The following is an 18,934-nucleotide window of genomic DNA, read 5'->3' as shown; positions in this document are numbered from 1 at the left end:
CCGCCGCAACCTGACCAATCATAATAATAGTCAAAATAGTTCGAATATACTCGTACAATTGTACTATCATAGGCGGCAGTTAAATGAACTGCGGATCATTCCGACCGCAGACTGACAGTCAAAACGACTAAGGACGCATCATGCCCCGACCCATCCCCCTCGAACGTTATCGCAACATCGGTATCTCCGCGCATATCGATGCCGGTAAAACCACCACCACCGAGCGCATCCTGTTTTACACCGGGATGAGCCATAAGCTGGGTGAAGTACACGATGGCGCGGCAACCACCGACTGGATGGCCCAGGAGCAGGAGCGCGGGATCACCATTACCTCGGCGGCGGTGAGCTGCTTCTGGCCGGGTATGGACCGCAGCTTCGAGCCGCACCGGATCAATATCATCGACACCCCGGGGCACGTGGATTTCACCATTGAGGTGGAACGTTCCATGCGCGTGCTCGACGGCGCGGTGATGGTGTATGACTCAGTCGGCGGAGTGCAGCCCCAGTCGGAGACTGTCTGGCGCCAGGCGAATAAATACCATGTCCCGCGGCTGGCCTTCGTCAACAAGATGGACCGCCCCGGGGCGGATTTCTTCCGCGTGGTGCAGATGATGATCGACCGCCTGAAGGCCAACCCGGTGCCGATTGTCATCCCCATTGGCGCCGAAGAGCATTTCACCGGCGTCGTCGACCTGGTGAAAATGCGCGCCATCCTGTGGGATGACGCCACTCAGGGCATGACCTTCAGCTACGGGCCGGTCCCTGACGATCTGCTGGCGACTGCCCGCGAGTGGCGGGAGAAAATGGTCTCGGCGGCGGCGGAGGCCAGCGACGCGCTGATGGACAAATACCTCGAAACCGGCGAGCTGGACGAGGCGGAGATCGTCGCCGGTCTGCGCCAGCGCACGGTGAAGGGCGAAATCCAGGCGGTGCTCTGCGGGAGCGCCTTTAAAAACAAAGGCGTGCAGCGCATGCTCGACGCGGTGGTGGAGCTGATGCCGTCGCCGTTGGATATTCCGGCGATACAGGGCGTGGATGAGAAAGGCCAGTCGGCGGAACGCCATCCGAGCGACGATGAGCCGCTGTCGGCGCTGGCGTTCAAACTGATGACCGACCCCTACGTCGGCCAGCTGACCTTTATCCGCGTCTACTCCGGGACGCTGAAGAAAGGCGATGCGGTGTGGAACCCGGTGAAGGGCAAGAAAGAGCGCATCGGACGTATCGTGCTGATGCAGGCCAACGATCGCCACGAAGTTGACGAACTGCACGCCGGGGATATCGCGGCCTGCGTTGGGCTGAAGGATGTGACCACCGGTGATACGCTATGCGATCCGGATGCGATTATTACCCTTGAGCGCATGGAGTTTCCGGAGCCGGTGATTTCGCTGGCGATTGAGCCGAAGACCAAAGCGGACCAGGAGAAAATGGGCATCGCGCTGCAGCGGCTGGCGGCGGAAGATCCGTCGTTCCGTCTGCATACCGATGAAGAGTCCGGCCAGACGATTATCTCCGGCATGGGCGAGCTGCATCTGGAGATCATTGTCGACCGGATGAAGCGCGAGTTTGGCGTTGAGGCCAACATTGGTCGTCCGCAGGTCACCTACCGCGAAACCCTGCGCAAGAAAGTGACGGACGTGGAAGGCAAATTTGTACGCCAGTCCGGCGGCAAAGGGCAGTACGGGCACGTTGTGCTGACCCTGGAGCCGCTGGAGCCGGGCAGCGGTTTCGTTTTCGAGGACGCCACCAAAGGTGGCGTGGTGCCGCGCGAGTACATCCCTTCCGTGGAGAAAGGGCTGCGCGAAGCGATGGGCACCGGCGTGCTGGCGGGCTATCCGGTGGTTGACGTGAAAGCGACCCTGACCTTCGGGTCGTACCACGACGTGGACTCCTCGGAGATGGCGTTCCGCATGGCGGCGATCTTTGGCTTCCGGGAAGGCGCGCGCAAAGCGGATCCGGTGATCCTGGAGCCGGTGATGCACGTGGAGGTGGAGACGCCGGAAGAGTACGCCGGGAATATCATGGGCGATCTCTCTTCCCGTCGCGGGATGGTGCAGGGGATGGAAGAGCGCTTCGGCAGCCAGATCATCCGCGCCGATGTGCCGCTGGCGGAGATGTTTGGTTATTCCACCACGCTGCGCTCGATGTCTCAGGGACGAGCAACCTACAGCATGGAGTTCCACCACTACGCGGAAGCGCCGCGCAACGTAGCGGATGAAATCATCGCCAGCCGTGCGAAAAGTTAAGCCAGTCATCCCGGGTAGCGGCTAGCGCCTTACCCGGGCTACTCTGGTACCAGCGTCCAGGCCCGGTAAGGCGAAGCCGCCACCGGGCAAAAAGGTAAGCACGAACTGGGGAGGCAATGCCCGGCGGCGCTGCGCTTGCGCGGGCCTACGGTCAGGCGTCCTCCCCGGTCATCGTTTGTAGCCCGGGTAAGGCGTTAGCCGCAACCCGGGCATGTCCGCCAATCAGACAATATCCTGCGCGTACTGCCACAACGCCTTCAGCTGCGCCAGCTTCTCTTTATCATCCGCATACTGCTGATACAGCATCTGCAGCTCATCGGCATAGGCCTGCAAAAACTCAGGCGTAAATACCTGACGACGGTGCTCTAACCAGCGCTGCTGCTCATGTTCATCGAGCGTGCCGGGGAAGTTGCGCGCCCGGTAGTTAAACAGCAGGCGTTCGATGCGCTTGTCGGCGAAGGTGATATCCAGCGCCGGCAGATTGCGCGGTTCGGTTTCCAGCACGATTTTCATCGCCGCGCGGTCGGCATCGCTAAAGAACCCATTGTAAAGCTGGGCGTCGACGTTTTCGGACGGCACGAACGGCTCGGCTTCGGCATAGACCGCCACCACTTTCTCCCGCACCTGCGGATTCGCCCGCAGCAGCTGGGCATTCTCCAGACAGCGTTGAATAGAGATCCCCAGCCGGTCGGCATCCTGCGGGCGCAGGGTATTGGCCTGGGCCAGCACCGGACATTTGTTCAAATGCACCAGTTTAATCGGCGCCGCCGGCAGATCGCCAAGCTCGGCGCGCGGGGTGTAAAGCCGCTCGCGCAGGGCGTCGGCATCCAGTTCCAGCAGCGGCGCCATATCCCCCGCCAGATCGACCATGATCACCGCATTGCGGTTTTCCGGATGCCAGGCCAGGGGCGCCACCAGGCTGGTGTTGCCGCGCGCGGCGCCGAACATGCCGGAGACATGCACCAGCGGCTTCATTTGCGGCACGTCGATGAGCGTCGCCAGCTTGCGCTTATTGCGGTGGCTGTAGAGATAGTCAAACAGCCGCGGCTGCCGGGTTTTCACCAGCTTCGCCATGGCGATGGTGGCGTAAACGTCGGCCATCGCGTCATGGGCGTTCTGGTGTTCAATACCGTTGGCGACGGTCAGATGTTCAAGCCGGAAGCTCGGCAGACCCTCGTCATTCTCCGGCCAGACGATCCCTTCCGGACGCAGGGCATAGCAGGCGCGCATCACGTCGAGCAGATCCCAGCGCGAGTTATCGTGCTGCCAGCTCCAGGCATAAGGGTCATAGAAGTTGCGATAGAAGATATTCCGCGTCACTTCGTCGTCAAAGCGCACGTTGTTATAGCCGACGATGCAGGTCTGCGGCACCGTGAACAGATCGTGGATGCGGCGGGCAAACGCGGCCTCGTTATCCCCTTTGGCCAGCGCTTCCTGCGGGGTGATCCCGGTGATCATCACCGCCTGCGGCTGCGGCAGATAATCGTCAGCGGGCTTGCAGTAAAACACCTCGGGCTCGCCGAGCACGTTTAACTCCGCGTCGGTGCGGATGGCGGCGAACTGCGCCGGCCGGTCAAGGGAAGGGCTGGTGCCGAAGGTTTCATAATCGTGGAATAAAAATCCGGGCTGGTTGACGCTATCTTGCATAGTCTGTTCATTATCCGTGGTGGCGTGCGACCGGTATGGTAAACGATTTGCCCGGTCATCAGAAGGGTAACGGCAAGCAACTTCCTCTGCTGTGTCATATTTTCTTGCAATTAAACCCTGATATGAAACGCGAAGTTCCGTAAAAAGGACGGCGGATCTGTAAATCTAGAGGATATGCCGTTGAAAGGCCGTTTGTTTATTGCTGTATCTTTGCTCGCTTCGAGCGTTTCCTGCGCATTTGCCGTCGACTTACCTGCTACGGTCGCGCCGCCTTCCATTCAGGCTGGCTCCTGGGTGCTGATGGATTACACCACCGGTCAGGTGCTGACCGCGGGTAACGAACATCAGCAGCGTAATCCTGCCAGCCTGACCAAACTGATGACCGGCTACGTGGTCGATCGTGCCATCGACAGCCATCGTATCACCTTTGATGATATCGTCACCGTGGGTAAAGACGCCTGGGCGAAGGGCAACCCGGTGTTCGACGGGTCATCCCTGATGTTCTTAAAGCCAGGGGACCGCGTCAGCGTCCGCGACCTCAGCCGTGGGCTGATTGTCGACTCCGGCAACGACGCCTGCGTCGCGCTGGCCGACTATGTCGCCGGCGGTCAGCCGCAGTTTGTCGCCCTGATGAATCAGTATGTCGAAAAACTGCATCTGCAGGACACCCATTTCGAAACCGTCCACGGCCTCGATGCCCCGGGCCAGCACAGTTCGGCCTATGACCTGGCGGTGCTGTCGCGGGCGATTATCCATGGCGAGCCTGACGTCTACCACATGTACAGCCAGAAAAGCCTGACGTGGAACGGCATTACCCAGCAAAACCGTAACGGTCTGCTGTGGGATAAAACCATGAACGTCGATGGCCTGAAAACCGGCCACACATCGGGCGCCGGGTTCAACCTGATCGCCTCGGCGGTGGATGGCCAGCGCCGGCTGATCGCCGTGGTGATGGGGGCCGACAGCCCGAAAGGCCGCGAGCAGCAGGCCGCGAAACTGCTGCACTGGGGTCAGCAGAACTTCGACACCGTGCAAGTGCTGCAGAAAGGGCAGAAGGTCGGCACTGAGCGCATCTGGTACGGCGATAAAGAGCAGATTAAGCTCGGCACCGATCAAGATTTCTGGTTAGCGTTGCCGAAGGCGGAAGTATCGCGGATTAAGGCGAAATACGTGCTGGATAAAAAGGATCTGGAGGCGCCGATCGCCGCCAACCAGCGGGTCGGCGAGATTTCGCTGTATGACGGCGACAAGGTCGTGGGCCACTATCCGCTGGTCACCCTCGAAAGCATCAATAAAGGCGGGGTGTTCTCGCGAATGAGCGATTACCTGCACCACGAGCTGTAACCATGATAACCGCCTCTTTGCAGGCGGTTTTTTTTCGGCTGCCGCCCGGCAGACGCGGCGACAAAGTCGCCGTTTTTTTCATCAGCCGCAATGGCGACTCTGTGAATTCGCGCACATACTGAGGGGGGATCTCCTGCTAGATTAACTGTACATTTATACAGTAATTTGTTCACAAAGGAGGCAAGATGAACTACAGCGTCACCACCCTCGGCAAGAAAACCATTGCCGGTTTCCATCTGGTCGGGCCCTGGGATCAAACCGTCAAGCAGGGGTTTGAGCAACTGATGATGTGGGTTGAGAACCATCAGGTGCCCGCCCGCGAGTGGCTTGCCGTCTACTACGATAACCCGGAGGACGTGCCAGCGGAAAAACTACGCTGCGCCACCGTGGTCGCCGTTGACGAGGATTACGTCATTCCCGCCAACAGCGAAGGGGTGATACTGGCGGCGATTGCCGGCGGGGATTACGCCTGCGCCCGCGCGCGAGTGGTGGATTACGATTTTGCTACCCCGTGGATGCAGTTTTTCGACAGTCTGCTGCAGAGCACAACGCATCGCGTGGCCCCCAGGCCCTGTTTTGAGATCTATCTTAACGACGGCAACCACGACGGCTACTGGGATATCGACATGTATGTCCCCGTTGAGCGCGTCGTGTCGTAGCGGTTTACCCCTGTTCCGGACAAGGATTTTTACATTCCCGGCATGCTCCGGGCGAAAAAGCAGTTACAATTGGCCTTTTCGTTTTGCCGGAGAGGGTTGTGCGCGCTGATAAATCACTCAAGCCATTTGAGATCCGCTTGTATCGCCATTATCGGGTGGTGCATGGTGTGCGGATTGCGCTGGCCTTTGTGCTCACCTTTTTGCTGGTGCGGCTGCTGAACGTGCCCGAGGGGACCTGGCCTCTTATTACCCTGGTGGTGGTGATGGGGCCGATCTCCTTCTGGGGCAACGTCGTGCCGCGGGCGTTTCAGCGCATCGGCGGCACGATCCTCGGCTCGGCGCTGGGGCTGGTGGCGCTGAAGCTTGAGCTTATCTCCCTGCCGCTGATGGTCCTCTGGTGCGCGGCGGCAATGTTCCTCTGCGGCTGGCTGGCGCTGGGCAAGAAACCCTATCAGGCGCTGCTGATCGGCATTACCCTGTCGGTGGTGGTCGGGGCGCCGCCCGGCGATATGCATACCGCGCTGTGGCGAAGCGGCGACGTGATCTTCGGCTCGCTGCTGGCAATGTTGTTTACCGGTATCTGGCCGCAGCGGGCGTTTATCCACTGGCGTATCCAGATGGCCAGCTACGTCACCAACTTCAACCGCCTCTACCAGGCCGGCTTCTCGCCAAATCTGGTGGATCGGCCGCGGCTGGAAAAACATCTTCAGCAGGCGCTCAACGACGTCGTCAAAATGCGCGGGCTGATCACTCCCGCCAGCAAAGAGACGCATATCCAGAAGGCGATCTTCGAGGCTATCCAGACCGTCAGCCGCAACCTCGTGTGCATGCTGGAGCTGCAGATCAACGCCTGGTGGGCAACCCGTCCGGGTCACTTCGTGATGCTCAATGCGCACACCCTGCGCGAGACGCAGCAGATGACCCAGCAGACGCTGTTGGCCATCGCCCACGCGCTGTACGAAGGAAACCCTCAGCCTGTGCGCGCCAACAATGAAAAGCTGAATGAGATTGTCCTCGAACTGCGCCAGCTGATGAAAGAGCAGGGGGACGACAGCCTGGCGGAAACCCCGATCCATGGCTATGTTTGGCTCTCTATTGAACTGGCACGCCAGCTGGAGCTGCTGTCGCATCTGATCTGCCGCGCATTGCGCAAATAAGCACCAGATGCGCCGGGTAACTGCATGGGTTGTTTCGATTCAGCAGCGTTTAGGGTTATGATAAACGCAAAGGAAAAAACATTGTCATCAGCGACTGCTAGCAGTTATGTTAGCCCTATAACGCAGTCGCTTTACGAATCCGAATCTCAATTATTAGGGGTGTAAAAATGGAAACAACTAAGCCTTCTTTCCAGGACGTACTGGAGTTTGTTCGTCTGTACCGTCGTAAGAACAAACTGCAGCGTGAAATTCAGGACGTTGAGAAAAAGATCCGTGATAACCAGAAGCGCGTTCTGCTGCTGGACAACCTCAGCGACTACATCAAGCCGGGCATGAGCGTGGAAGCTATCCAGGGCATCATCGCCAGCATGAAGAGCGATTACGAAGACCGCGTTGATGACTACATCATCAAGAATGCCGAGCTGTCCAAAGAGCGTCGCGACATCTCCAAAAAACTGAAAGTGATGGGCGAAGCCAAAGTCGAAGGCTAATGCCTGCTGTCCGGCGGCGGTCAGCGTCGCCGGGCTGTTCTGCACTACCAGCTCCTCAACGCATATTTCTGCGAAAACTTTGTCCCGGCAACTGCCTCTCCTCACCGACTCTTTGCTATACTGCCCCGCGAAAACGTATTGATATCGGAAAGGTTTCTCTCATCCTGGCCGGGCATCTGACGCAGTGGCGTCAGGGCGATATCTCAACACCTCTCACCTCTCCGACGATCGATTCGCCAGAAGACAAACTCAGGTGCTGACCGGGCGCGACAGAACTCTTCCGCTGCTTTCGCCGACAGGAGTCAACCCCACGTGATTAAGTCATTCTTTGCTGCACTCTCGTTTATCAGCCGTCTGCCGGTCCCGGCGCGGTTATCCCAGGGCCTGGAGATCGAACAGTACCAGCGCAGTATCGTCACCTTCCCGCTGGTCGGTTTACTGCTCGGCGCCATCGCCGGCGCGGTGGTGTACCTCCTGCAGCCATGGTGCGGCGTCCCGCTGGCGGCGCTGTTCGGCGCGCTGGCGCTGGCGCTGCTCACCGGCGGATTTCACCTTGACGGGCTGGCCGATACCTGCGACGGCATCTTCTCCGCCCGCACCCGCGATCGGATGCTGGAGATCATGCGCGACAGCCGGCTGGGTACCCACGGCGGGCTGGCGCTGATTTTTGTGCTGGTGGCCAAGGTGCTGGTGGTCGGCGAACTGCTGCTACGCGATGTCAACCCCATCGCGGCGCTGGCGGCGGCCTGCGCCGTCGGTCGCGGGATGGCGGTACTGCTGATGTATCGCCATCGCTATGCGCGGGAAAAAGGGTTGGGCAATCTGTTTATTGGCAAGATTAGCCTGCAGCAGACGCTAACGACGTTGGCGATAGCGATCGCGCTGGCCACCGCCCTGCTGGGGCTGCAGGGGCTGCGCGCCGCGCTGATCGCCCTGGTGCTGATCGGGGGCCTGGGGTGGGCGCTGAAGCGCACCCTCGGCGGGCAGACCGGGGATACCCTCGGAGCGGCGATCGAGCTGGGCGAATTATTCTTTTTACTGGCGCTACTGTAAGGCCTGGCATCCACGGTGAGGAACAGAATGGAAACACTTTCGGCGTTACTGGCTGCCATTCCGCAGCCCGATGTGGCGGGCATGGCGCGCGCGCAGCAGCATATTGACGGCCTGTTAAAGCCGCCCGGCAGCCTTGGCCGTCTGGAGAGCCTGGCGGTGCAGCTGGCCGGTCTGCCGGGGCTGCAGGGGCAGCTGGCGCTGAGCGATAAAGCCATCGTGGTCATGTGCGCCGACCACGGCGTCTGGCATGAAGGCGTGACCCCTTCGCCGCAGGCGGTGACGGCCATTCATGCCGGCAATATGGTACGGGGCAACACCGGGGTCTGCGTGCTGGCGGCACAGGCCGGGGTGAGAGTGGAGGTGGTGGATGTCGGCATCGACGCCGAGCCGCTGCCGGGCCTGATCAACCTCAAGGTGGCCCGCGGTAGCGGGAATATCGCCCGGACGGCGGCGATGAGCCGTCAGCAGGCGGAGACGGTGCTGCTGGCCAGCATGCATTTCACCCGCCAGCTCGCCGCCGACGGAGTGAAAGTCTTTGGCGTGGGAGAGCTGGGGATGGCCAATACCACCCCGGCGGCAGCGACGATCAGCGTCCTGACCGGCAGCGACCCCGACGCGGTGGTGGGCTGCGGGGCCAATCTGCCGCTGGCGCAGCGGGGCCATAAGGTGGCGGTGGTGCGCCAGGCGATCGCTTATAACCAGCCGAACCCGGCGGACGGGCTGGACGTGCTGGCGAAGGTGGGCGGTTTTGATCTGGTGGGCATGACCGGGGTGATCCTCGGGGCGGCTTCCTGCGGTCTGCCGGTGGTGCTGGATGGTTTCCTCTCCTACGCTTCGGCTCTGGCGGCCTGCCGCATGGCCCCGGCGGCGCACCCGTATCTTATCCCTTCGCACCTGTCGGCGGAGAAAGGGGCGCGGATCGCCCTCGACGCGCTGGGTCTGCGCCCGTATCTCGATATGGACATGCGCCTGGGGGAGGGCAGCGGCGCCGCGCTGGCCATGCACCTGCTGGATGCCGCCAGTGCAATGTACCATCAGATGGGGACCCTGGCGCAGAGCAACATTGTGCTGCCCGATAGCGCGCCAGCGTCCTGATGATAAAGCGCATCGTTTCGACGATGCGCCGGGTTTACAGCGCCTGCTGCCAGACCGCCTGCGGTAGCAGGTAAACCTGCGCCGGGGCGCGCATACCGTCGCTGACAATATGACCGATACCGCTGGCCATCACCGCCAGGGTGACGTCAAAGGCGTTCAGGCTGTCGCCGAAGCCGGCGGTCAGGTTGAGCATCGAGCCATTGGCCATCAGGTAGACGGTTTTGTCAGCCATGCGGTAGGCGTTGATATACGGCATCACCTCTTCCTGAGGATACTGGCGCAGGTATTCGCCGTCGATCTCTTCCGCCACGTGGCCGACGTTAAGGATAAACACTCCCGCTTTCGCCCGGTCCAGCGCCTGGCGATTAACCACGTTTTTACCGCCTGTCGCCGTGGCGACCACGTCCGCCGAGGCGATAGCCTCCTGGAGATCGACCACGTGCCAGCCGTCATAGGCCGCCTGCAGTCGACGGGCAGGAGCGATCTCCGCCACCATCACTTGGCCGCCAAAAGCTTTTGCCGCCGCCGCGACGCCCTGGCCAACCAGGCCGTAGCCGATGACCAGCACTTTTTTCTCATGCAGGGTGAGATGAGTGGTCTGGAAGAAGGTATGCCAGGCGGTGAGTCCGACCATATGGCGGTTATGCAGCCCCTCTTTGACCGGCAGATCGTCCCAGTTAAAGATCGGATAGCCGGGCTGAATATCCCCCAGCCGATTGACGCCGGAGCCGGTTGCTTCCAGACCCGCCACGATGTTGCCGAACTCGCCGCGCTGGTGGAGGAGGGTGGTGATATCGGCTCCCATTTCGCACAGGTGAGTCGGCTGCCAGGCGATCGCTTTTTCCCATGACTGTTGCCAGTCGGCATCGCTCATATTGCGCCAGGCGCAGGCCTCGGCGCCACGCTCCACCAGCCAGGCCACCACGTCGTCCTGCACGGTGGTGGGGTTACAGGTGGTTAAAAAGACCTGAGCGCCCTTGTCGAGGATCCCCTGCACCAGCGGGATCATTTTCATGTCGAGGTGCATACAGCAGGCCAGGCGGATGCCGCTGAGGTCGGGCAGGGCGGCGACCTGGCGCAGGGTACGCGGCATATTCTGGCTGGCCCATGCCACTTCTTTCGCTAAAGAGATTTTATTATTCACTGGGTTATGACCTTCAGTTCGCAAAGGGGTATCCCCCTGACAGAAAAGGGATTCTATCAGTCCGGGCGAGAATTCACAGCCCTGTGCCGCCTGGAAATCGCCGCCCGTGCAATCCCCTGCGAAATACAGGGTTGTTAATGAAAGGTTAAAAAAAGAAAATAAAATATAAGTTATTCCTATGATCTGAGCGATAAAGCGATGTTGAGTGTCATTCCCGCGGGCCTGTTTTCACGGCTGCGGATTTTCCTTGGGCGGTTGAAGCCGCATGCGCTGCCGGTGGCTCGACGGCATATTGTGCTGGGATCCATCGGCGCCGGCACCGGCCTGGCGGTGACCAGCATGTTCAGCCACTGGCTGCTGGGCGAAGTTAACCTGTGGTTTATTGCCCCCATGGGCGCCTCGGCGGTACTCCTGTTTGGCGTGCCGAGCAGTCCGCTGGCGCAGCCGTGGTCGATTGTCGGCGGCAATGTGCTGTCGGCGCTGATCGGCGTCACGGTGGGTATGCTGGTGCCCGACCCGTCGCTGGCCTGCGGGCTGGCGGCGGCGCTGGCCATCGCCGGAATGTATTTTCTGCGCTGCCTGCATCCTCCCGGCGGCGCGGTGGCCCTGACGGCGATCCTCGGCGGCGCCGGGGTGCACAGCGAAGGCTATCACTTTGTGCTGACGCCGGTGCTGCTCAACTCCCTGATGCTGGCGCTGCTGGCCATCGTGTTTAACAATCTGGTTGGCCGCCGCTACCCCCATCCGCTGGCGGCAGAGGAGGTCAAATCCCGGACGGTGCCGCTGGGCATTTCGGTTACCCGGGAAGATATTCACGCCGCGCTGCTGGAAGGACAGTTCCTCGATATTGACGAAGACGATGTCCAGGAACTGCTGGAAAATATCGAACAGCAGGCGCGCCAGCGCATCGCGGCGGCTGGCCGCCGCTGACAGCGCTCTCCCGGCCGCGGGTTAAAGATCGCCGGTAAGATACTGGGCGACCCCGCGGCCAAAGCTCCAGTCGCCTTTCTGGTTGCTGATAATCGACACCATCAGATCATCGCCGCTCAGGCCGCAGTGTTCCGCCAGCTCCTCCTGCAATATGGCGAAGAAGCGCTGCTTCTGCGCGTCGCTGCGCGGGCTGGTATAGACCCGCACCACCACCAGATCCCGCGTGCGGGTCAGTCCGAGACCGGTATCTTCAATCACCATATGATGGGCCTTGTTTTCGTGAACAATCTGGTAGCGGTCGCGTTCCGGTACCTCGAAGGCGCGCAGCACGGCGCGATGAGCGGCATCCAGCAGGGTTCTGATCTCCTGTTCCGTACGGCCTTCAATCAGATCAAATGTCAGTAATGGCATGCAGGTGTTCCTTATCGTTAGGCAATAATCGCGGTCTGATAAAGATGCTAGCCGATGCCGTCGCGGGCAAAAACCGCTATAGTTGAATACATTGTTTTTACTGGTGAACAATCAACATGAGCGAGAGTCGTCCGGAGAGTTACTGGGCCCATCTCTACTGGCTAACGGTGCTGGAAGAGCAGAAAAGCTATACCCGGGCCGCGGAAAAGCTGGGGATCAGCAAGTCGGCCATCAGCCAGAAAATCAGCGAGCTGGAGCGGGTGACCGGTAAAACACTGGTCCATCGCACCACCCGCAGCGTCAGCCTCAGCGACGACGGGCTGCGGCTGGTGGCGGAGCTCAATGAGCCGTTTGGCCAGCTGCGGGATATTTTCACCGGCGCTTGCGATGAGGGCGGGCCGCTGCGGGGGACGCTGCGCCTGACCGCGCCGGTGGCTTTTTCCCGTCAACAGCTGGTGCCGGCCATCGCGCCCTTTTTGCATCAGCATCCCCAGCTGCATCTGCAGCTGGAGGTGACCGACCGGCTGGTCTCTCTCGGCAGCGAAGGGTTCGACCTCGCCATCCGCCACTGTCGGCGCGAGGCGCTCCCGGACACCCACGTCGCCTGGCCGCTGTGCCACACCGCGACGCTGATCGTCGCGTCCGCCGACTATATCCGCCGCCATGGCCGCCCCGAGACGCCTGACGATCTGCGTCATCACCAGTGCCTGACCTACCCCCGTGGGCCCCAGCGCCCGCAGTGGACGTTTGCCTCCCGCCAGACGCCCGATGAACGGGTGACCATCAACGTGCAGGGGCCGTTCGCCACCAACAACAGCGAGTCGCTGCGCGATGCGGTGCTGGCGGGGTTGGGGGTGGCGCTGCTGCCGGATTTTAGCGCCCGGGAGGCCATCGGCCGCGGGCAGGTGCAGGAGCTGCTGCCGGCGTGGCAGCCGGTGGAAGTGTTCGCCGATCGGCTGTACGTCATCCGGCCCTATACTCCGCAGGTGTCGCGCGCGGTGGAGACATTCAGCCGCTACCTGAAAGCAACCTTCAGCGAGCCGCGTCCAGCTCCCGCGCCAGCGCTTCGCTGAATCGGGGGAGCAGATGGCGCTCGCCGGGAAGCAACTGCGCCAGGGTGACGGTTTTGTCGGCGCGGTAGACCCGCCCGCTGCCGAGCTGCGCTTCGAAGGCGTTCGCAGCCTGATGCGCCGCGCTCAGGTCGGCGTCAATAAGGATCACCGCATGGGCCAGCACCACATGGCCGCCGCTCGCCGTCAGCGGCCGCCAGTACTGGGCGGTACCGACAATCTTACGCGCCGCCTCTCCCTCCCCGCAGGCGAGGTTATACCGGCCATCGCAAAAGGAACCGCTCACCGCCCGGGGGTGGCTGGCAACGCCGAAGCGCGCGAGGGTGCGCTGAAGCACAGCGCACAGCGAGTGATAGATGGGTTCGGCGGCTTCGCCGAGCGGCTGCTGCACCGGCCAGGCGAGGCTGAGGTTGATAATCCCCGGCCCCTGGGGCACCAGACCGCCCCCGGAGCGGCGGAGCCATACCGGCCAGCCCCGCGCGGCAAAATGCGCGCTGACCGCCGGCAGGTCCGCAAACTGACGATAGCTCCCCGGCACCACGAATCCCTGCGGCGCCTGCCAGAGCTGGGCGACGGCCTCGCCGGCGCAGGCTTTGGCAAACAGCGGCTGTTCTGCCAGGGTGGGGTCCTCGCAAAACTGCAGCGCCAGCGAGGCGGGGGTAAAGCGGCGTGGCCAGCAGTCGGCCAGAGGCAATAAAGACATGCATTCTCCTTACCGGAGGGCGCGGGTCGCGCCCTCCGAAGGCTGGTCAGTCGACGGTACGTTTTTTCATCAGCAGCGCGGTGAGTGCTGACAGCAGGCATCCCGCGGTCAGATAGAGGGCCACGCTGTGCCAGGCTCCCCCGGAGAAGGTGACCAGCGCCGCGGCGATAAACGGCGTAAAGCCGCCGCCGACTACGCTCGCTACCTGGTAGCCGACGCCGGCGCCGCTATAGCGATAGCTGGCGCCGAACAGCTCGGTAAACATCGGCTGCTGGACGCAGACCACCATATCATGAGCGATATTGGCCAGCATCAGGGCGAAGAACAGGATCCAGAAAACGGACTGACTCTCCAGCGCCATAAAGAACGGGAAACCGCTCAGCGTGCCGATTAGCGCCCCGGTAATGTAGATCCGCCGACGGCCAAAACGGTCCGCCAGCCAGGCGAAGCAGGGGATAGTCAGACAGCTGAGGCCGCCCACCAGCAGGCCGATGTTGAGAAACAGCTCACGCGGCAGGCCGAGGTTTTGCGTTGAGTAATTGAGGGCGAAGGCGGTAACGATATACATGGTCAGCAGTTCGCACAACCGCAGGGCAATAATCAGTAAAAACGCCCCGGGATGGCGAAGCAGGGCTTCCACCACCGGCAGCCGCTTTTTCACCTGCGGCGCGTTGGCCTGGCTCTGCTGGGCCTCAAACTCCTGCGATTCGGCCATACCGTTACGGATCCACAGCGCAATCAGGACCAGCGCCACGCTGAACAGGAAGGGTAAGCGCCAGCCCCAGCTGAGAAACTGCTCGTCGGTGGTCAGGCTGCTGATCAGCGATACCAGCCCGGTGGAGAGCAGCAGGCCGACGCCGTAGCCCACCTGCACGCCGCTGCTGTAAAAGGCTTTTTTTCCCTTCGGAGCGTTCTCCACCGAGAGCAGCGCCGCGCCGCCCCATTCGCCGCCGACGGCAAAGCCCTGAACCGCCCGCAGGAATACCAGCAGCACCGGCGCCCACCAGCCGATCTGGCTGAACGACGGGAGCAGGCCGATGCAGGCGGTGGCGATACCCATCATCCAGACGGTCATCATCAGCATCCGCTTGCGCCCGAGACGGTCGCCGAAGTGGCCAAAGATAATCCCGCCCAGCGGGCGGAAAAGAAACCCGACGCCGAAGGTGGCAAATGCGGCAAGGGTGCCCATCGCCGGGCTGATTTGCGGGAAAAATTCGCGGTTGAACACCAGCGCGGCGGTAATGCCATAGAGAAGAAAATCGTACCAGTCGACCACGGCGCCGGCAAAGCTGCCCCATGCCGCCCGCCGGGCCCGATGCAGCGAATCCGGCGCCTCGTCGGGCAGCACGCTTATTGTTGAATCCATATCCTGTCCTGTCAGTCACATATTCGTTGTTATTGGAATGAGACGCTTTTAGCATTGCGTCTGCTCTGAGACTACCGCGCGGCGGCCGTGGAGGAAAGTAGTTTGCCTGCTAAGCGGAGAACTGGTGCAAAAATAAGCGGCCGGAAAGGCGGGCGAAATCACACCCTTTACTAAACATTCTGGCAATTTGCCAGCCAGCTTATACTTTTAATTAAATCAACGGATAACAAAGAGGAGCACCTTTTAAGAATTGACGTAAATGGTTTACACTTAACATGTCTCCTTCTCTGGAATGGTGAGTTAAATGCGTCTACTTCTTGCAGTTTTATTTTGTTCTGTCATGTTGCCTTCTGCTTATGCTGAAAAACTGCCTGCGCCGACAGGAAAACCTGTACTGACCATTTCCGGGAAAATCGGAAATACGAACGTCGGTGACAAGGCGGTTTTTGATCTCGCGATGCTGGAAAAACTGGGCATGAAGACGGTGGAAACCACCACCCCCTGGTACACCGGGAAGGTCCGTTTTGATGGCATTCCCCTTAATAAACTCATGGATTTAGTCGGCGCTAAAGGCCAATCCGTCCGCGTGCTGGCGCTCAACGACTACACCACCCTTATCCCGATGGACGATTTTTATAAATTCCCGGTCATTATGGCGTTAAAAATGAACGGCGAATATATGCGCGTTCGGGATAAAGGCCCGTTATTTATCGTCTACCCTTACGACAGCAGTGCTGAATTACAGAACCAGATCTATTATTCCCGATCGGCCTGGCAAGTTTCTAAGATTATTATAGAGTAAGGGTTGGATCTTGAATCGAATACTCACGGCTATTATTTTGTCGTTGTTTATTGTTACTGGATATATTACTTATCTGGTGCATGAGCGACAAAGTGAGTTGCAAAAATTTACCCGCTATACGGACTCGTGGTCAATGTCGCAGATGGTATCGGAATATATGCGACTGGAGTCTCGTCTGGCGGGCATGGCGATTGGGGCCGAAGGGGCGGACCACGATGAGGTGCGCCTGCGCCTCGAGATCATGATGAGCCAGATCGAACTTCTGCAGCAGGGCGATCTGGGTCGCTTTATTAATAAAAGCGAACAGCGGAAGGCGGTGGTCGCCACGCTGATCCGCAATCTCCATTTGCTTGATAAACAAGTTGACACCATGACGCCGGCGCAGGTTAAAGCGATCCTGCCGGTGTTAAGCGAGCTGGATGGTCCTCTGACCTCAATGGCGGCCGCCACGCTGACGCAAGATATTAATATCGTTAATATCACCCATGATAAAATTCAGCATCTCTATTATATCTACTCGGTGATCTCCATTTTGCTGATCGCCATGTGTATTACCCTCGGGCTGCTGATGCTGCGGCAGAATAATAACCTGCGGCGCGCCCACGTTCGTATGAAAACCCTGGCCAACGATCTGCAGGCCTCGAAAGAGAAGCTGCAGGTGCAGAACCGTCGTCTGCAGTACGACGCCTACCATGATTCGCTGACCGGTATGCCAAACCGTCTCTCTTTCTGGCAGCGTCTGCAGGAGATCGTCAATCAGGTGCGTCCCTATAACGGATGCGCCGTGGTGATGCTTTTTGACCTCGACAGCTTTAAGGATGTAAACGATACCCTCGGCCATGACGCCGGCGATAAGCTGCTGCAGGATCTGGCCAGCCGCCTCTCTTTTTTCCGTAAAACCTCTGAGACGCTGTATCGCCTCGGCGGCGATGAGTTCGCGATGCTCTCTTACGATCTGACCGAAGAGATGGCCCTCGAGCGGGCCAATGTTATCCGGGAGAAGATCAGCCAGCCCTATCAGATCTACGATGCGCAGATTAATATCGACGCCTGCATCGGGATCGTGATCTCTGATGGCGAAAGCCGGACCGATTATCTGTACAAGTGTGCCGACCTCGCGCTGTATGAGGCGAAAAAAGAGGGCAGCGGCCATGTACAAATCTTCCGGCCGGGGATGCTGCAGCGTCTGCAGGAGAATAAATCGTTTGAAGACGATCTGCTGCAGGCCCTGTCCCATGACGAATTCAAAGTCTACTACCAGCCGATCGCCGATACCGTCACGCGCGAAATCTACGGCTACGAAGCGCTGGTTCGCTGGTTCCATCCGGTGCGCGGCGCCGTGCCGCCGACGGTGTTTATCCCGGTGGCAGAGAAAATCGGCCTTATCAATGCCCTCGGCGAGTGGGTGCTGAAAACCGCCTGTGCCGAAGCGGCCAGCTGGGCGACGCCGCTCAAGGTCTCGGTCAACGTTTCGCCGATTCAGCTGATGAACACCTCGCTGACCGACACCATTATCAGCGTATTGCAGCAGACTGGCCTCGACCCGCGACGGTTGGATCTGGAGATCACCGAGTCGGACGTGTTCAATGAGAACACCCGTTCGCTGGAAATTCTCAGCCAGCTGCGCGAGCAGGGCATTCAAATCTCCATCGATGACTTCGGTACCGGCTATTCTTCGTTGTCACGTTTAAGCTACTTCCCGTTCGACAAAATCAAAATCGACCGCTCGTTTGTTATTAATATTCCGGAGCAAAAAGACGATCTGGATATCGTGCGCCTGATTATCAGCATGGGAAAGAGCCTGCATATGCGTATTGTGGCTGAAGGCGTGGAGACCGAAGAGCAGTTGGCCTCGCTACAGGCGCTGGGCTGCGACCTGGTGCAGGGCTATTTAATCGGCAAACCGAGTCCGCTGCGCTAATTTAAATGTAAACGGCTTAACATAATTATTGCGGGGCGATTTCAGGACACTGTAATCGCCTTTTTTATTTTATCAAAGCGTTAATCCCTGAGGGGTATAAAAAGGAGTAGAGGTAAAATTCACCAGCAAAATAATATCCTTCCCCTTTGAAAGAGGTATATGATATGCATCATATCGATTATTTCTGACCGTATCCTGTGCGACGGTAAAGTGAGGCGCAATCATGCAGCGAATTATTATTCCCACCCATTACGTTCATACCCGCAGCACGCCGCTGTGGACAAAGGAGACCGCGCCGGCTTCTATCTGGCGCCGCCATCTGGACGCTGGCACCCGCCAGGGGGTCTATCCCCGGCTGTCGGTGATGCAGGGGGCGATCCGCTATCTCGGCTATGCCGATGAGAGCAGCCCCGAGCCGGTTGAAACCCTGACCATTGAAGCCGGCCAGTTTGGCGTTTTTCCGCCGGAAAAATGGCACTGCATTGAGGCCCTGTCGGAGGACACGGTATTTAATGTCGACTTCTATGTTGATCCGAATATTCTTATCGAGGGCTAAAAGCATGAACAGTGAAAATAAAGGTTATACCTTAGCGGTAGAGAATGGCCGCCTTCAGCGGAAACAAGAAAAAATATTCCTCAAACCGATGGCATTGTATATTCCGCAGCAGGCGGTGGAGGCCGTTAATGGGCTGCTGAGCGATCTGCCGGACGACAATTTAGAGGGGGAGTTTGTGCTGACGGTCACCAATAACAATAACGGCGTCTCGGTCGATAAAAGCTTTTCCTCGCTGGCGGCGCTGCGCGATCCGCTCGCCGCGGCCGATGCAGTGAAGGAGCTGATCAATATCGTCCGCGGCTATGAGTCCGACGAAGAGACCAACGTTTGCGGCTGGTAAGG

At 59.6% G+C, this 18,934-nt stretch carries 18 protein-coding genes; 13 read left to right on the top strand and 5 right to left on the bottom strand.

The window, feature by feature from the left end:
• Nucleotides 1-140: 140 nt before the first annotated feature.
• Nucleotides 141-2,243 carry an elongation factor G gene (gene fusA / locus ABLU73_RS04565; protein ID WP_348850070.1) on the top strand — a complete coding sequence of 701 codons (2,103 nt, stop codon included), beginning with the start codon at nucleotides 141-143 and terminating at the stop codon, nucleotides 2,241-2,243.
• 222 nt (nucleotides 2,244-2,465) lie between these two features.
• Here fusA and sbcB read toward each other — a convergent pair whose 3' ends face one another.
• On the bottom strand, nucleotides 2,466-3,890 hold the full coding sequence (gene sbcB / locus ABLU73_RS04560) for an exodeoxyribonuclease I (protein WP_004203547.1): 1,425 nt from the start codon (nucleotides 3,888-3,890) through the stop codon (nucleotides 2,466-2,468).
• A 180-nt stretch (nucleotides 3,891-4,070) separates the two neighbouring features.
• On the opposite strand from sbcB, the gene dacD reads away from it, so the two are divergent.
• The 6 genes from dacD (at nucleotide 4,071) to cobT (ending at nucleotide 9,689) form a co-directional block, all read left to right on the top strand.
• Nucleotides 4,071-5,234 (top strand): serine-type D-Ala-D-Ala carboxypeptidase DacD, encoded by a 1,164-nt coding sequence (dacD, locus tag ABLU73_RS04555; RefSeq protein WP_004203546.1) that lies wholly within the window; start codon nucleotides 4,071-4,073, stop codon nucleotides 5,232-5,234.
• A gap of 185 nt (nucleotides 5,235-5,419) precedes the next feature.
• Nucleotides 5,420-5,893, top strand: coding sequence for a DNA gyrase inhibitor SbmC (sbmC, locus tag ABLU73_RS04550; RefSeq protein WP_264924749.1), 474 nt, complete (start codon nucleotides 5,420-5,422; stop codon nucleotides 5,891-5,893).
• Between the two features lie 98 nt (nucleotides 5,894-5,991).
• A complete protein-coding gene (locus ABLU73_RS04545) occupies nucleotides 5,992-7,050 on the top strand; it encodes an FUSC family protein (protein WP_004203544.1) in 1,059 nt (352 codons plus the stop codon).
• Between the two features lie 167 nt (nucleotides 7,051-7,217).
• Nucleotides 7,218-7,541, top strand: coding sequence for a DUF496 family protein (locus tag ABLU73_RS04540; RefSeq protein WP_002911883.1), 324 nt, complete (start codon nucleotides 7,218-7,220; stop codon nucleotides 7,539-7,541).
• A gap of 312 nt (nucleotides 7,542-7,853) precedes the next feature.
• Nucleotides 7,854-8,594 carry an adenosylcobinamide-GDP ribazoletransferase gene (cobS, locus tag ABLU73_RS04535; protein ID WP_017899696.1) on the top strand — a complete coding sequence of 247 codons (741 nt, stop codon included), beginning with the start codon at nucleotides 7,854-7,856 and terminating at the stop codon, nucleotides 8,592-8,594.
• A gap of 27 nt (nucleotides 8,595-8,621) precedes the next feature.
• On the top strand, nucleotides 8,622-9,689 hold the full coding sequence (gene cobT, locus ABLU73_RS04530) for a nicotinate-nucleotide--dimethylbenzimidazole phosphoribosyltransferase (protein WP_048325042.1): 1,068 nt from the start codon (nucleotides 8,622-8,624) through the stop codon (nucleotides 9,687-9,689).
• A gap of 34 nt (nucleotides 9,690-9,723) precedes the next feature.
• Here the strand turns inward: cobT and ABLU73_RS04525 are convergent, their stop codons facing one another.
• A complete protein-coding gene (locus ABLU73_RS04525; protein WP_348850069.1) occupies nucleotides 9,724-10,833 on the bottom strand; it encodes an adenosylhomocysteinase in 1,110 nt (369 codons plus the stop codon).
• A gap of 198 nt (nucleotides 10,834-11,031) precedes the next feature.
• Between ABLU73_RS04525 and ABLU73_RS04520 the strand changes: the two genes are divergently transcribed.
• Nucleotides 11,032-11,763 (top strand): HPP family protein, encoded by a 732-nt coding sequence (locus ABLU73_RS04520; protein ID WP_264924750.1) that lies wholly within the window; start codon nucleotides 11,032-11,034, stop codon nucleotides 11,761-11,763.
• Between the two features lie 21 nt (nucleotides 11,764-11,784).
• On the opposite strand, the gene ABLU73_RS04515 is transcribed toward ABLU73_RS04520, so the two are convergent.
• Nucleotides 11,785-12,174, bottom strand: coding sequence for a tautomerase family protein (locus ABLU73_RS04515; RefSeq protein ID WP_004203532.1), 390 nt, complete (start codon nucleotides 12,172-12,174; stop codon nucleotides 11,785-11,787).
• A 116-nt stretch (nucleotides 12,175-12,290) separates the two neighbouring features.
• Here ABLU73_RS04515 and ABLU73_RS04510 point away from each other — a divergent pair, with 116 nt between their 5' ends.
• Nucleotides 12,291-13,247, top strand: coding sequence for a LysR family transcriptional regulator (locus ABLU73_RS04510; protein ID WP_264924751.1), 957 nt, complete (start codon nucleotides 12,291-12,293; stop codon nucleotides 13,245-13,247).
• Here ABLU73_RS04510 and ABLU73_RS04505 read toward each other — a convergent pair.
• Both ABLU73_RS04505 and shiA read right to left on the bottom strand, forming a co-directional pair.
• Nucleotides 13,207-13,947 carry a hypothetical protein gene (locus tag ABLU73_RS04505; protein ID WP_017899690.1) on the bottom strand — a complete coding sequence of 247 codons (741 nt, stop codon included), beginning with the start codon at nucleotides 13,945-13,947 and terminating at the stop codon, nucleotides 13,207-13,209. The two genes, ABLU73_RS04510 and ABLU73_RS04505, sit on opposite strands and share 41 nt — an antisense overlap.
• A 46-nt stretch (nucleotides 13,948-13,993) precedes the next feature.
• The gene (gene shiA / locus ABLU73_RS04500; RefSeq protein WP_080847784.1) at nucleotides 13,994-15,313 is read right to left on the bottom strand and encodes a shikimate transporter; all 1,320 of its coding nucleotides are present in this window, start codon (nucleotides 15,311-15,313) and stop codon (nucleotides 13,994-13,996) included.
• 340 nt (nucleotides 15,314-15,653) lie between these two features.
• Here shiA and ABLU73_RS04495 point away from each other — a divergent pair, with 340 nt between their 5' ends.
• The 4 genes from ABLU73_RS04495 (at nucleotide 15,654) to ABLU73_RS04480 (ending at nucleotide 18,932) form a co-directional block, all read left to right on the top strand.
• Nucleotides 15,654-16,115 carry a molybdopterin-dependent oxidoreductase gene (locus ABLU73_RS04495; protein ID WP_023318660.1) on the top strand — a complete coding sequence of 154 codons (462 nt, stop codon included), beginning with the start codon at nucleotides 15,654-15,656 and terminating at the stop codon, nucleotides 16,113-16,115.
• Between the two features lie 10 nt (nucleotides 16,116-16,125).
• On the top strand, nucleotides 16,126-18,036 hold the full coding sequence (locus tag ABLU73_RS04490; protein WP_062914128.1) for an EAL domain-containing protein: 1,911 nt from the start codon (nucleotides 16,126-16,128) through the stop codon (nucleotides 18,034-18,036).
• A gap of 223 nt (nucleotides 18,037-18,259) precedes the next feature.
• The gene (locus tag ABLU73_RS04485) at nucleotides 18,260-18,592 is read left to right on the top strand and encodes a DUF1971 domain-containing protein (protein ID WP_004203524.1); all 333 of its coding nucleotides are present in this window, start codon (nucleotides 18,260-18,262) and stop codon (nucleotides 18,590-18,592) included.
• Nucleotides 18,593-18,596: 4 nt separating this feature from the next.
• A complete protein-coding gene (locus tag ABLU73_RS04480; protein WP_032456346.1) occupies nucleotides 18,597-18,932 on the top strand; it encodes a DUF1869 domain-containing protein in 336 nt (111 codons plus the stop codon).
• The last annotated feature ends 2 nt before the right edge of the window (nucleotides 18,933-18,934 follow it).

The sequence above is a fragment of the Klebsiella sp. GG_Kp175 genome, assembly GCF_040062325.1.
Lineage (GTDB): Bacteria > Pseudomonadota > Gammaproteobacteria > Enterobacterales > Enterobacteriaceae > Klebsiella > Klebsiella quasipneumoniae.
Note: the sequence above shows the minus strand (reverse complement) of the source record. Positions and strands in the feature narration are given on the sequence as shown.

Excerpts from the sequence above, each read along its gene's own strand:
- ABLU73_RS04495 (WP_023318660.1), top strand. The coding sequence starts at position 15,654 with ATGTTGCCTTCTGCTTATGCTGAAAAACTGCCTGCGCCGACAGGAAAA.
- ABLU73_RS04520 (WP_264924750.1), top strand. The coding sequence starts at position 11,032 with ATGTTGAGTGTCATTCCCGCGGGCCTGTTTTCACGGCTGCGGATTTTC.
- ABLU73_RS04510 (WP_264924751.1), top strand. The coding sequence starts at position 12,291 with ATGAGCGAGAGTCGTCCGGAGAGTTACTGGGCCCATCTCTACTGGCTA.
- ABLU73_RS04505 (WP_017899690.1), bottom strand. The coding sequence starts at position 13,947 with ATGTCTTTATTGCCTCTGGCCGACTGCTGGCCACGCCGCTTTACCCCC.
- cobT (WP_048325042.1), top strand. The coding sequence starts at position 8,622 with ATGGAAACACTTTCGGCGTTACTGGCTGCCATTCCGCAGCCCGATGTG.
- ABLU73_RS04480 (WP_032456346.1), top strand. The coding sequence starts at position 18,597 with ATGAACAGTGAAAATAAAGGTTATACCTTAGCGGTAGAGAATGGCCGC.
- shiA (WP_080847784.1), bottom strand. The coding sequence starts at position 15,313 with ATGGATTCAACAATAAGCGTGCTGCCCGACGAGGCGCCGGATTCGCTG.
- ABLU73_RS04485 (WP_004203524.1), top strand. The coding sequence starts at position 18,260 with ATGCAGCGAATTATTATTCCCACCCATTACGTTCATACCCGCAGCACG.
- sbcB (WP_004203547.1), bottom strand. The coding sequence starts at position 3,890 with ATGCAAGATAGCGTCAACCAGCCCGGATTTTTATTCCACGATTATGAA.
- ABLU73_RS04515 (WP_004203532.1), bottom strand. The coding sequence starts at position 12,174 with ATGCCATTACTGACATTTGATCTGATTGAAGGCCGTACGGAACAGGAG.
- sbmC (WP_264924749.1), top strand. The coding sequence starts at position 5,420 with ATGAACTACAGCGTCACCACCCTCGGCAAGAAAACCATTGCCGGTTTC.
- fusA (WP_348850070.1), top strand. The coding sequence starts at position 141 with ATGCCCCGACCCATCCCCCTCGAACGTTATCGCAACATCGGTATCTCC.
- ABLU73_RS04540 (WP_002911883.1), top strand. The coding sequence starts at position 7,218 with ATGGAAACAACTAAGCCTTCTTTCCAGGACGTACTGGAGTTTGTTCGT.